The following is a 13,192-nucleotide window of genomic DNA, read 5'->3' on the forward strand; positions in this document are numbered from 1 at the left end:
CTCTGCCACAGGCGCGATCTCGCTGCGCCATCCAAAAAAGGAAAAGCCATGTCCCAAGCCGCTGCATCGTTCAACCCTTTTGATCTGCGTGGCCGCGTGGCCATGGTGACGGGGTGCAACACCGGTATCGGCGCAGGCATTGCGGTGGCGCTGGCGCGCGCGGGGGCCGATATCGTGGGGGTCAACCGCAGCGAGCCCGTCGAGACTGCGCAGCAGGTTTGTGCACTTGGTCGGCGGTTTGTGGCGGTGCGGGCCGATCTGGCATCCATCAGCGCCATCCCTGGCGTGATGGAGCAGGCGCTGGCGGAAATGGGCCATGTGGATGTGCTGGTGAACAACGCAGGCATCATCCGCCGCGCCGATGCACTGGATTTCTCTGAGGAAGACTGGGATGCGGTGATGGACACCAACCTCAAGACACTGTTCTTTCTGTCGCAATCGGTGGCGCGCCACATGCTGGCGCGCGGGGCTGAGCAGGGTGGTGCATGGCGCGGCGGCAAGATCATCAACATTGCATCGCTGCTGTCGTTTCAGGGCGGCATTCGGGTGCCGTCGTACACGGCGGCCAAGAGTGGGGTGCTGGGCCTCACCCGCCTGATGGCCAATGAATGGGCGGCCAAGGGTATCAATGTGAATGCGATTGCCCCGGGTTATATCGAAACCAACAATACCGAGGCGCTGCGCCAGGATGTGGGCCGGGCGCGCGAAATACTGCAGCGCATTCCGGCAGGCCGTTGGGGCGCGCCCCAAGACCTGGGCGGTGCTGCCGTGTTCCTCGCTTCATCTGCAGCAGACTATGTGCACGGCCATACGCTGGCCGTCGATGGTGGCTGGCTGGCCCGATAATGGGCTCCATACATTCTCAAAGACATAGACCGACCCGTTTTGCTGCCCATGACCACCATCCAGGAAAAATCCGACACCGTAGCTGCCGTCGAAAAGGCCTTTGCCATTCTGGAGTGCCTGGGTAACAGGCGTGATGTGAGCGTGACTGAACTGGCCCAGCAGTTGGGGCTGTCCAAATCGTCGGTGCACCGGCTGCTGCAGACGCTCAAGGCCCTGGGCTATGTGGCGCAGGACGGCGAATCGGAGCTGTACCGCGCCACGCTCAAGCTGTTCGAGCTGGGTGGCAAGGCGCTGGAGAACACCGACCTGGTGCGCGAGGCCGACGAGGACATGCGCCGCCTGGGCGAACTCACGCGCGAGACCATTCACCTGGGCGCCCTGGATGAAGATGCCATCATCTACATCCACAAGATCGAATCGGATTTCGGGCTGCGCATGCAGTCGCGCATTGGGCGGCGCAAGCCCTTGCACAGTACGGCCATCGGCAAGGTGCTGCTGGCGCATATGACGCCGAGCGGGGCGCGGGCACTGCTGGAGTCGCAGCCCCTGAAGATTTTTACGCCGCAGACGCTGAACACGGTGGAGGCGGTGATGCAGATCCTGCCGCGTGTATGGAAGCTCGGCTTTGCCGAAGACAACGAAGAGGCTGAACCCGGCCTGCGCTGCATTGCCGTGCCGGTGTTCGACCGCTTTGGCAAGGTGGTTGCGGCGCTATCGATTTCCTTTCCCACCATGCGCTGCGATGCGGATACGCCCGAGCGCTACACCTCGCTGTTGAAAGCGGCCAGCCAGTCGATTTCGGGGCGGTTGGGCTGGCGGCCAGAGGCGTAGGCCGCAAAGCGGGGGGCCGCGCACTGGGCGTGGGGCGCACACCGTTCTTGCATGGACGAAGAAAAAACCGCTACTTATTCAGTAGCGGTTTGTGCTTTATGGGTGGGCGCTATAGCCCATTTTTTCCAAATGGATCAATTGCCACGCTGCGTGGTCTGAATCATCTTCATCGCCGAGGTGATCAGGCTGGAGACTTCCGTCATGTTGCTGGGCACGACCAGGGTGGTGGTCGCATCGCTGGCCAGCTGGCCATAGGCGGTAACGGCCTGCTCGGCCACCTTCAGCTGCACAGCCTGCTCGCCGCCAGGCTGGCGGATGGCCGCGGCGATGCGTTCCAGCGCCTGCGCGGTCGCGTCAGCCACGGCGGTGATCGATGCGGCCTCACCCTGGGCCTTGTTGATCGCAGCTTGTTTTTCACCTTCGGAGCGGGCGATGAATGCCTCGCGCTCGCCGGTGGCAATGTTGATCTGCTCCTGGCGGCGGCCTTCGGATGCGGCAATCAGCGCGCGCTTTTCGCGCTCTGCCGTGATCTGCGCCTGCATCGAGCGCAGGATTTCTGCGGGTGGCGTCAGATCCTTGATTTCGTAGCGCAGCACCTTCACGCCCCAGTTCAGCGCAGCCTCGTCAATGGCAGAAACCACCTGCGCATTGATCATGTCACGCTCTTCAAAGGTCTTGTCGAGTTCGAGCTTGCCGATCACGCTGCGCAGCGAAGTCTGTGCCAGCTGGGTGACCGCCATGATGTAGTTGGACGAGCCGTAGCTGGCGCGCATCGGGTCGGTCACCTGAAAATACAGGATGCCATCTACCTGCAACTGGGTGTTGTCACGCGTAATGCAGACCTGGCTGGGCACATCGAGCGGGATTTCCTTCAGGCTGTGCTTGTAGGCGACCTTGTCGACGAATGGAATGATGAAGCGTGGGCCGGGCGCCAGCGTACCGGCATAGCGGCCCAGGCGTTCCTTGACCCACGCATGTTGCTGGGGCACGATCTTGACGGACATGGCGACAAATATCACCACGATGACAAGGGCAATGAGCGCAATTTCCATGTGTTCTCCTCTGGGTAGATTCCGGTGGTGACCGCAATGACTGCGGGCGGCAACGGCCCGGGGGCCTGTGGGCCTGAATGGGGCCCGTAGCCCGATTAAAACATGCGTGCCCTGGCGCGGCACCGCAATGACCTGGGTGGGTGAATGCTATTGTTTTGGAGGCCGGTCCGCACCACTGGTGCGCTATAGCGGCCGATCTTCCTGGTTTTGATCAAGATATCTGGCCGTGGTGCCGCCACGCCAGGGCGGCACCCCTGCCGAGGGCATCACGCCGCGGCAGGCTCCACCATCAGCCGGTTGCCATCGAGCCGCACCACGCGGTAGTGGCCGCTGGCCGCGGGTTGCGCGCCATGCTGCAGCACGGCCGTCCACTGCGCGCCGCGGTAGCGTACCTGGGCGGTGCCGTCGGGCTGCCAGTGGTCCACGGTCAATTGCTCGCCAATGTCCAGATGAATACTGCGGTCGCTCTGGGTGTTGTGCAGGGCGCCCAGTCGCTTTTGCCGCAGGTAGCACGCGAGGACGGTTGCCGCGCTCACGGCCGCAGCCACTACCACCTGCGTTGTCTCGCCAGCGCCCAGGTGCGCGGCAATGGCCGCAGCGGCCAGGCCAATGGCCACCATCAGCAGATACAGTGTGCCCGTCAGCAGCTCGGCAATCACGGCAATACCCGCCATCAGCCACCAGATACTTGAGAGTGCCATTGTCGATTCCTCCTTTTCGCTTAGAACGTAAACACGTTCTTGGACTTGTTGCTGCATTGTGCGATATGTTGATCAATTTTGCGGCAATTGACATTCATTACATAAAACGGAGTTCTAAATTCCGTACACTTCGCGCCTGTTTCGTTTCTTGTCTGTTGTTTGCTCTGTTCATTGTGAGGCACTGCCCATGAAATTTCGTTTTCCCATCGTCATCATCGACGAGGATTTCCGCTCGGAGAACACCTCCGGTCTGAGCATCCGCGACCTCGCCCATGCGATCGAGGAAGAGGGCTTCGAGGTACTGGGCGTGACCAGCTATGGCGATCTCTCGCAGTTCGCGCAGCAGCAAAGCCGCGCCAGTGCGTTCATCCTGTCGGTGGATGACGAGGAGTTCACGCAGGGTGGCGACGAAGACCTGATCGTGCGCAATGTGCGCGACTTCATCTCCGAAGTGCGCCGCAAGAACCCCGATGTGCCGATCTACATCTATGGCGAGACCAAGACCAGCCGCCACCTGCCCAACGACATCCTGCGCGAGCTGCACGGCTTCATCCACATGTTCGAGGACACGCCCGAGTTCGTGGCCAAGCACATCATCCGCGAAGCCAAGAACTACCTCGAAAGCATTCAGCCGCCGTTTTTCAAGGCGCTGCTCGACTATGCAGAAGACGGCTCCTACAGCTGGCACTGCCCCGGCCACAGTGGCGGCGTGGCCTTCCTCAAGAGCCCCATCGGCCAGATGTACCACCAGTTCTACGGTGAGAACATGCTGCGCGCCGACGTCTGCAACGCGGTGGAAGAACTGGGCCAGCTGCTCGACCACAATGGCGCGATTGGCGAGAGCGAGCGCAATGCCGCACGCATCTTCAACGCCGACCACTGCTTCTTCGTGACCAATGGCACATCCACCTCCAACAAGATGGTGTGGCACCACACCGTGGCGCCGGGGGATGTGGTGGTGGTGGACCGCAACTGCCACAAGTCCATCCTGCACTCCATCATCATGACGGGCGCGATTCCTGTCTTCTTGAAGCCCACCCGCAACCACTTCGGCATCATCGGCCCGATCCATGAGAGCGAGTTCTCGCCCAAGACGATCGAAGCCAAGATTGCCGCCAACCCGCTGCTCAAGGGCGTGGATCCCAAGAAGGTCAAGCCGCGCGTGCTCACGCTCACGCAGTCCACCTATGACGGCGTGCTCTACAACACCGAAACCATCAAGCAAAAGCTCGATGGCTACGTGGACAACCTGCACTTTGACGAGGCATGGCTGCCGCACGCTGCCTTCCACCCCTTCTATGGCAGCTATCACGCCATGGGCAAGAAGCGCGCGCGTCCCAAACACTCGGTCGTGTATGCCACGCAATCCATCCACAAGCTGCTGGCCGGTATCAGCCAGGCATCGCACGTGCTGGTGCAGGACAGCCAGACGCAGAAGCTCGATTTCAACCTGTTCAACGAGGCGTACCTGATGCACACCTCGACCAGCCCGCAGTACAGCATCATTGCCAGCTGCGACGTGGCTGCCGCCATGATGGAGCCGCCGGGCGGCACCGCGCTGGTGGAGGAGTCGATTGTCGAAGCCCTGGATTTCCGCCGCGCGATGCGCAAGGTGGAAGACGAGTTCGGCAAGAACGACTGGTGGTTCAAGGTCTGGGGCCCCGAAGATCTGGCCGAAGAGGGCATGGGCCGTGCTGATGACTGGATCATCAAGGGCAAGAAGAGCAAGAGCGGCAAGGCCAGCTCTAACAGCTGGCACGGTTTTGGCGAACTGGCCGACGGCTTCAACATGCTCGATCCGATCAAATCGACCATCGTCACGCCGGGCCTCAACCTGGACGGCAAGTTCGACAAGACCGGCATTCCGGCCTCGATCGTGACCAAGTACCTGGCCGAGCACGGCGTGGTGGTTGAGAAGACCGGCCTGTACTCGTTCTTCATCATGTTCACCATCGGCATCACCAAGGGCCGCTGGAACACCATGCTGACGGCGCTGCAGCAGTTCAAGGACGACTACGAGAAGAACCAGCCGATGTGGCGCATCCTTCCCGAGTTCTGCCAGCAGCATAAGGTTTACGAGCGCATGGGCTTGCGCGACCTGTGCCAGCACGTGCATGAGCTCTACGCCAAGTACGACATTGCGCGCCTGACGACCGAGATGTACCTGTCGGAGCTGACGCCCGCGATGAAGCCTTCGGACGCCTACGCGCACATTGCCCGCCGCAAGACGGACCGCGTCGAGATCGACCACCTGGAAGGCCGCGTGACCGTGGGCCTGGTCACGCCATACCCACCGGGCATTCCACTTTTGATTCCGGGTGAAGTCTTCAACCGCAAGATCGTGGATTACCTCATCTTTGCGCGCGAATTCTCCAAACTCTGCCCCGGTTTCGAGACCGATATCCACGGCCTCGTCGAACTGGTCGACGACAAGGGCGAAGTGCGCTACTACGCGGACTGCGTGGCGCTGGATGCGGGCGATCAGGCCGTGCAGACGCAGGTAATCTCGGCGCCCGTGGCCGCTGGCAAGAAAACCAGCCCCATGCTGGCAGGCCGCGCTCCCGCCAAAACCGGCAAGATCAAGACGGAAGCTGCCATGAAAAAGGCGCTGAAGGCGGAAAAGCCTGTTGGCGACGCCAGCGTCGGCAAGATCTCGCCCGTGGAGAAGACACCGCAGGCCGCTGCCAAGTCCACCAAGACCGCCAAGGCACCCAAGCCACGTACGCCCAAGGCTTGATAGGCGCCAGGGCCTTTCGGCCTGAAGGCAAAAGGCAGCACTGCGGTGCTGCTTTTTTATGGTCGTCTGCGTGTTGAGACCGGCTGGGCGGGGCTACGGGGTTTTTAGTGGAAATGAGATATGGCGCCCGCCAGTCAAACACTTTCAGCTACGCTTTTTGAAATATCTCATTCGCGCTGCAAGAGAGCAGTATCTTCGCGCACACGCCAGTAGCTGGCAAAGCGCGGCAGGCCGCTGTCATGCAGGCCCCGGTAGCGGTAAGTGACCCAACTGCCGATGGCGGGTGGATGCAGGCGATCCGCATCTTTGAGGCCGCTGCCGAGCCTGAACTGCTGGCCGGTCGCCGTGCGTACCAGCAGGGCGCCGGTCTGGCCTGCGTATTTGCCTCTGCCGGGAACGTGGCCGATCACCTGCGCCTCGGCATCGTCCTGCGGCTTGAGTTTGAGTACATCGTCGCCCCGGCCGCTGCGGTACAGGGCGCTTGTTCTGTGCAGCATCAGGCCTTCGCCGCCTTCCTTGACGGTGCGCGCCATGCGTTTCATCAAACTGGCTTCGCTGACCTCCTTCCATTGCGGGGCGGCCTGCACCCAGGGCTGGTTCACTGTCTTTTCAAACCGTGCGAGCGCCGCAAGGCGCGCGTCGAAGGGGCCGGGCGTGGCTGGCGCGTCAAACAGCATGAAGCGGATGCGGCGCCATTCGGCATCGACGGGCTCGGCCTTGCGTGTGGTGGATTGGGCATCAGCAAAGCGCCCGCGCCCCGCCCACAGCTCGCCCTCTACCGAAGCGGGGGGCCAGCCCGCGGTGAACCAGGCGGGCGCTGCAATACGCTCGCCCTGGCGTGTCCACAACGCAGTTCCGTCCCAGTAGCCGCGCACGCCGTCATACTTTTCGCTCACCCAGTACTGCTGTAAATCCAATCCACCCGGGTATTTCTGTGCCAGCCACAGGGCAGGCCTGTCCGCTGCCTGCACGGAGGCTGCCATCAACAGCAGCAGCCAGGTCAACCAATGGCGCAACCGGGGTGGAACGTGCGTGGGGAGCATGAAAGCCTCTGAATACCGCATGGAAAGGATGGCTGCATGCTAGCGCTCGCCTGCCATCCAGGCCATGCCGTCCGTCGCCTTGCGATATCTGCTATGAAAATTGCATGTGCAGCGCAAGCTGGATGGGTGCTGGCGGTCAAAATAGCTGCTGTTGCCTGCCCGCCAACCCTGCGCTTGACCTTCACACCATGGCAATCTTTAGAGTGGCGGACAACGTGATGCAACAAAGACGAGAACGCCATGACGAATGCAATCCTGAAGAACCCCGCCACGCTGGAGCTGCCCATTGAAGGGATGACCTGTGCATCCTGCGTTGGGCGGGTGGAGCGTGCCCTGAAAGCCGTGCCTGGCGTGCAAAGCGCCTCGGTCAATCTGGCGACCGAACGCGCCAGCCTGCAATTGGCAGCCGATGCACAGGCCTCGGCTGTGGGCAGCGATGCGATTGCGGCCATCGCCAAGGCGGGCTATGCCGTACCAGCGCAGCAGATCGAGCTGGCGGTGGAGGGCATGACCTGTGCGTCCTGCGTGGGTCGGGTGGAGCGGGCTCTGAAGGCCGTGCCGGGCGTGCAAGGTGCCACCGTGAATTTGGCCACCGAGCGGGCATCCATCACCGCCACGGGCGAGGTGGCGCTGCCCGCCTTGCTGGCCGCAGTGGCCAAGGCCGGCTATGAAGCCAAACCTGTGCAAGACGCCACAGCCGCTGCCGATCAGCAGAGCGAGCGCCAACAGCAGGAGTTGCAGGCCTTGAAGCGTGACTTGCTCATCGCCACGGCCCTGGCGCTGCCGGTGTTCGTGCTGGAGATGGGCGGGCATCTGATTCCTGGGTTTCACCATTGGGTGGGCCAGTGGCTGCCTCAGCAGGCCAGCTGGCTGCTGCAGTTCGTACTGACGACGCTGGCGCTGACGGGGCCCGGGCGGCGCTTCTTCGCCAAGGGCATTCCCGCATTGTTGCGCGCAGCGCCCGATATGAACTCCCTGGTGGCGGTGGGTACGTCGGCGGCGTATCTTTACTCTGTGGTGGCCACATTTGCGCCGTCGTGGCTGCCTGCGGGCACGGTCAATGTGTATTTCGAGGCGGCAGCGGTCATCATTGCGCTGATCCTGCTGGGCCGTTTTATGGAGGCCAAGGCCAAGGGCAATACTTCTGCGGCCATCAAGCGCCTGGTGCAACTGCAGGCCAAGACTGCGCTGGTGCAGCGCAGCGGTGAGTGGGTGGAAATGGCGATTGCCGAGGTGCGCCAGGGTGATGCCGTGCAGGTGCGGCCGGGCGAGCGCATTCCGGTCGATGGCGTGGTGACCGCAGGCGACAGCTTTGTGGACGAATCCATGATCAGTGGCGAGCCGGTGCCCGTGCGCAAGGAGGTGGGGGCCCAGGTGGTGGGCGGAACCGTGAACCAGAAGGGCGCCTTGACCCTCGAAGCCACCCAGGTGGGTGCGGGCACGGTGCTGGCGCAGATCATTCGCATGGTAGAGCAGGCGCAGGGCGGCAAGCTGCCGATCCAGGCCGTGGTGGACAAGGTGACCATGTGGTTCGTGCCGGCCGTGATGATCGCCGCCGTGCTTACCTTTGCGGTATGGCTGCTGGTCGGGCCTGCGCCTGCGCTCAGTTTTGCCCTGGTCAATGCAGTGGCGGTGCTGATCATTGCCTGCCCCTGTGCCATGGGGCTGGCCACGCCGACTTCCATCATGGTGGCCACGGGCCGCGCGGCACAGCTGGGCGTGCTGCTGCGCAAGGGCGAAGCCCTGCAGCTGCTCAAGGACGCCAAGGTCGTGGCCGTCGACAAGACCGGCACCTTGACCGAAGGCAAGCCTGCTTTGACGGATCTGGTGCTGGCGCCCAGCTTTGAACGGGCTGCGGTGCTGTCTGCGGTGGCGGCGGTCGAGAGCCAGTCCGAGCACCCGATTGCGCAGGCCATCGTACAGGCCGCCAAGGCGGAAGGCCTGCAGATACCACAACTGGCTGGCTTTGAATCGGTAACCGGCTTTGGCGTGCGAGCCGAGGTGGAGGGCGCGCGGGTGGAGGTGGGGGCCGACCGCATGATGGCGCAGCTGGGGGCTGAAGTCACCGTATTCGCCGAAGATGCCGCTCGCCCGGGTGCCGAAGGCAAAACGCCGCTGTATGCGGCCATCAACGGCCAACTGGCTGCCATGATTGCGGTGGCTGACCCGATCAAGCCGACCACGCAGGCAGCCATTGATGGCTTGCATGCCATGGGGCTGAAGGTGGCCATGATCACCGGCGACAACCGTCGCACCGGTGAAGCGATTGCCCGCCAGCTGGGTATTGACGAGGTGGTGGCCGAAGTACTGCCCGATGGCAAGGTCGATGCCGTCAAACGCCTGCGGGCCGAGCATGGTGCGCTCGCCTACGTGGGTGACGGCATCAACGACGCCCCTGCGCTGGCCGAGGCCGATGTAGGCGTGGCCATTGGCACGGGCACCGATATCGCCATCGAATCGGCAGACGTGGTGCTGATGGGAGGCGACATGCGCGGTGTGGTCACCGCCATCGGCCTGTCGCGCGCCACAATGCGCAATATCCACCAGAACCTGTTCTGGGCCTTTGCCTACAACGTGGCGCTCATTCCGGTGGCTGCAGGTCTGCTGTACCCGTTCTATGGCACGCTGTTGTCGCCGGTGTTTGCCGCAGGCGCCATGGCCATGTCGAGCGTGTTCGTGCTGGGCAATGCGCTGCGACTGAAACGCTTTTTAGCGTAATGCTATTTATTTGGTAGCAATTGGTGACCGTTGGCACTCAAAAAAAGGGCCGATTTCCCTTCTGATTTGCAAAGGCGTTGAAACACAAAAGCCCCGCAAACGGTTGCGTTTGCGGGGCCTTTTATTCGGAAGATACGGGTGCTGTTTCTTATACCTGGTCGGCCGACAGGCCTGCCGTCTGGCTGAAGCCGCCGTCCACATAGGTGATCTCGGCGGTCACGCCCGAGGCGAGATCGCTCAGCAGGAAGGCGGCGACATTGCCCACGTCTTCAATGGTCACGTTGCGGCGCAGCGGGGCGGCATCGGCCACGCGGCCCAGCAGCTTGCCGAAATCCTTGATGCCCGAGGCCGCCAGCGTCTTGATCGGGCCGGCCGAGATGCCGTTGGCACGGATGGCGCGGCCGTCTTCGGTGCGGCCCACGGCCTCGGCCAGGTAGCGCACAGATGCTTCCAGCGATGCCTTGGCCAGGCCCATGGTGTTGTAGTTGGGGATGGAGCGCAGGGCCCCCAGGTACGACAGGGTCAGCAGCGACGACTTGTCGTTCAGGTAAGGCAGTGCAGCCTTGGCCATGGCGGGGAAGCTGTAGGCGCTGATGTCGTGTGCAATGCGGAAGCTCTCGCGCGAGAGACCGTCGAGGAAGTTGCCGGCAATCGCTTCGCGCGGTGCAAAGCCGATCGAATGCACAAAGCCATCGAACTTGCCCCAGGCTTCGCCCAGGCCCTTGAACATGGCTTCGATCTGTGCGTCATCGGCCACATCGCAGTCAAAAATCAGGCTGGAGTTGAATTCGGCGGCAAATTCGGTGATGCGGTCCTTGAAACGCTCGCCCACATAGCTGAAAGCCAGCTCGGCGCCTTGCTCGTGGCAGGCCTTGGCAATGCCATAGGCGATGGAACGGTTGGACAGCACGCCTGTGATCAGCAGCTTCTTGCCGGTCAGAAAACCCATTGTTCTTCTCCTGATAAGTACCGATCCAATGCAGACCGGCCAAAAAATGGTCGGACGCCCATTCGCCAAAAAATGCATGGCAAGGCGTCCGGTTTAGAACGTGTTTACGATCTCCTCGCGCCGCGACAGTGACTTTGCGGGATGGGATGCGAGGCGCAGTGCGCAGCCAATAGCCAGCTATTGGCAAGCGCTGCAACGAAGCAGACCGCCCGCAAAGTCACTGTCCCTCCGGGTTGGAGTGAAATCGGGCGATTTCTGCGCGCTGGCCCTTGCTTGCACCCCGGTGCAAGCTGTGGCCCAGCGCTTCGAACTCATCCCGATTGCACTCCAACGCGGCTGCGTAGAGATCGTAAGCACGTTCTAAGGCAGAATTGTCGCATGCGCTTTTGCCTTCCGATGATTTTGTGTGCGGCCGCTGCCGCTCCTGCCTGGGCCAACCATGCCTATGCCCTGTGGGGCGAGCCGCGCTATGGCGCGGATTTCAAGCATTTTGGCTATGTCAACCCGAACGCCCCCAAGGGCGGCGAGCTGCGCCTGGTGAGCGGCCTGCGCTACTCCACCTTCGACAAATACAACCCGTTCACGATCAAGGGCTCGCCCCCCGCCTACCTCAGCGACATGCTGTTCGAGAGCCTGCTGACCGGCAGCCTGGACGAAACGGCCACCGGCTATGGCCTGCTGGCCGAGGATGTGGTGGTGGCGCCCGATGGCCTGTCTGTCACCTTCCGGCTGCGCAAGGAGGCGCGTTTTCACAACGGCAAGCCCGTTACCGCGCAGGATGTGAAATACAGCTACGAAACGCTGATCAGCAAGTATGTATCACCCGGGTATAAAACCTTGCTGGTGGAGGTGGATGGCTGCGATGTGGTCGATGACCGCACCGTGCGCTTTCGCTTCAAAAAGCCTAACCGCGATCTGCCGCTGACCGTGGGCGGTCTGCCGGTCTTCAGCCGCGACTGGGGCAAGGGCGATGATGGTAAGGCCAGGCCGTTTGACCAGGTTGTGACCGATATTCCGATCGGCAGCGGCCCGTACAAGATCGGGCCGGTCAACTTCGGCAAGGACATCACCTACGTGCGCGACCCCGGCTACTGGGGCAAGGATCTGCCGGTGCGTGTGGGCAGCAACAATTTTGACAAGGTCACCGTCAAGATCTACCGGGACAGCACGGCCCGGCTGGAGGCCTTGAAGGCGGGCGAATTCGACCTGATGCGGTTTTTCAGTGCGGGCGACTGGGCGCGGCGCCTCTATGGCAAGCGTTTTGACAGCGGAGAGCTGCGCAAGGGGGATTTTGCCAACAAGCTGCCATCGGGCTTTCAAAGCTATTTTCTGAACACCCGCCGCCCGCTTTTGCAGGATGCGCGCGTGCGGCAGGCCCTGGGACTGGCCTACGATTTCGAGTGGATGAGTCGCCAGATGTTCTACGGCTCCTACCAGCGCGTGCATGGCCTGTTCGGCAACACGGCCTGCGAGACCCATGGCGCGCCGAGCGCTGCCGAGCTGGCCTTGCTCCAGCCATTTGAAAAGGATTTGCCTGCGGGCACCCTGGATCCCATTCAGGAACCACCCCGCACGGATGGCGCCCCGGGCGAAGAAGGGGGCGAACACACCCTGCGCGGCAATCTGCGCAAGGCGCAGAAGCTGTTGGCGGATGCGGGCTGGAGAGTGGGCAGCGACGGCCTGCTGCGCAATGCCAAGGGTGAGCCGCTGGTGCTGGAATACCTGGACAGCAGCGAAGGGGGCGCCAAGGTTGTGAGCGCCTGGACGCGCAACCTGGAAAAGCTCGGCATCACGCTCAAGCTGCGCGTGGTGGATTTTGCGCTGTACCAGCAGCGCATGGACAAGTTCGATTTCGACATCATCACGCTCAACATTCCCGGCACCAACAACCCGGGCCAGGAATATGCGGAGCTGTTTGGCAGTGCCGCTGCCGATCAGGAAGGCTCGGGCAATTTCATCGGCTTGAAGAACCCCGCCGTCGACGCCATGATCGCCCAGATGAGCAGCGCCAAGACCGAGGAGCAACTGCTGCCTGCCTGCCATGCGCTGGAGCGCATCATTGTTGCAGGCCACTACCTGATTCCGCAGTACTACGCGGGCAGCCATCGCATGGTGTATGACGCCTGGCGCCTTGTCGTGCCGCCGCAGATTCCGGCCTATGCGCCGGGGGAGACCTGGGTCATCAACAACTGGTGGGCACGGCTGCCGCCTTTGACAGCAGAGACAGCCAAGCCTTGAAAGCATCCCGAAAAACTATGATAAAAACGCTTTTTATGCCCACTGTACAAGCGCAACAAGCTATGTTTTTGATAGTT

The 13,192-nt window shown here is 62.1% G+C and carries 9 protein-coding genes; 5 read left to right on the forward strand and 4 right to left on the reverse strand.

What is annotated here, in order from left to right:
- Positions 1–48: 48 nt before the first annotated feature.
- Both kduD and kdgR read left to right on the forward strand, forming a co-directional pair.
- Complete coding sequence (gene kduD, locus HNP33_RS14770) at positions 49–846, forward strand: 2-dehydro-3-deoxy-D-gluconate 5-dehydrogenase KduD (RefSeq protein ID WP_184709768.1); 798 nt, start codon at positions 49–51, stop codon at positions 844–846.
- Positions 847–894: 48 nt separating this feature from the next.
- A complete protein-coding gene (gene kdgR / locus HNP33_RS14775) occupies positions 895–1,677 on the forward strand; it encodes a DNA-binding transcriptional regulator KdgR (RefSeq protein WP_184709766.1) in 783 nt (260 codons plus the stop codon).
- Between the two features lie 134 nt (positions 1,678–1,811).
- On the opposite strand, the gene HNP33_RS14780 is transcribed toward kdgR, so the two are convergent.
- Both HNP33_RS14780 and HNP33_RS14785 read right to left on the reverse strand, forming a co-directional pair.
- Positions 1,812–2,729 carry an SPFH domain-containing protein gene (locus HNP33_RS14780; protein WP_184709764.1) on the reverse strand — a complete coding sequence of 306 codons (918 nt, stop codon included), beginning with the start codon at positions 2,727–2,729 and terminating at the stop codon, positions 1,812–1,814.
- Positions 2,730–2,995: 266 nt separating this feature from the next.
- Positions 2,996–3,430: an NfeD family protein gene (locus tag HNP33_RS14785; RefSeq protein WP_184709762.1), complete on the reverse strand. Its 435-nt coding sequence runs from the start codon at positions 3,428–3,430 to the stop codon at positions 2,996–2,998.
- Positions 3,431–3,617: 187 nt separating this feature from the next.
- On the opposite strand from HNP33_RS14785, the gene HNP33_RS14790 reads away from it, so the two are divergent.
- Entirely contained in the window at positions 3,618–6,167 is a 2,550-nt protein-coding gene (locus tag HNP33_RS14790) for an arginine/lysine/ornithine decarboxylase (RefSeq protein WP_233464539.1), read from the forward strand.
- A gap of 167 nt (positions 6,168–6,334) precedes the next feature.
- Here the strand turns inward: HNP33_RS14790 and HNP33_RS14795 are convergent, their stop codons facing one another.
- Positions 6,335–7,210 (reverse strand): DNA ligase, encoded by an 876-nt coding sequence (locus tag HNP33_RS14795; RefSeq protein ID WP_184709761.1) that lies wholly within the window; start codon positions 7,208–7,210, stop codon positions 6,335–6,337.
- Positions 7,211–7,450: 240 nt separating this feature from the next.
- Here HNP33_RS14795 and HNP33_RS14800 point away from each other — a divergent pair, with 240 nt between their 5' ends.
- Entirely contained in the window at positions 7,451–9,928 is a 2,478-nt protein-coding gene (locus HNP33_RS14800; RefSeq protein WP_184709759.1) for a heavy metal translocating P-type ATPase, read from the forward strand.
- 148 nt (positions 9,929–10,076) lie between these two features.
- Here the strand turns inward: HNP33_RS14800 and fabI are convergent, their stop codons facing one another.
- Entirely contained in the window at positions 10,077–10,877 is an 801-nt protein-coding gene (gene fabI, locus HNP33_RS14805) for an enoyl-ACP reductase FabI (RefSeq protein WP_184709757.1), read from the reverse strand.
- 378 nt (positions 10,878–11,255) lie between these two features.
- Between fabI and HNP33_RS14810 the strand changes: the two genes are divergently transcribed.
- A complete protein-coding gene (locus tag HNP33_RS14810; RefSeq protein WP_184709755.1) occupies positions 11,256–13,115 on the forward strand; it encodes an extracellular solute-binding protein in 1,860 nt (619 codons plus the stop codon).
- Positions 13,116–13,192 lie beyond the last annotated feature (77 nt).

Source organism: Comamonas odontotermitis (assembly GCF_014207855.1).
In the GTDB taxonomy this organism is placed as follows: Bacteria; Pseudomonadota; Gammaproteobacteria; order Burkholderiales; family Burkholderiaceae_C; genus Comamonas; species Comamonas odontotermitis_A.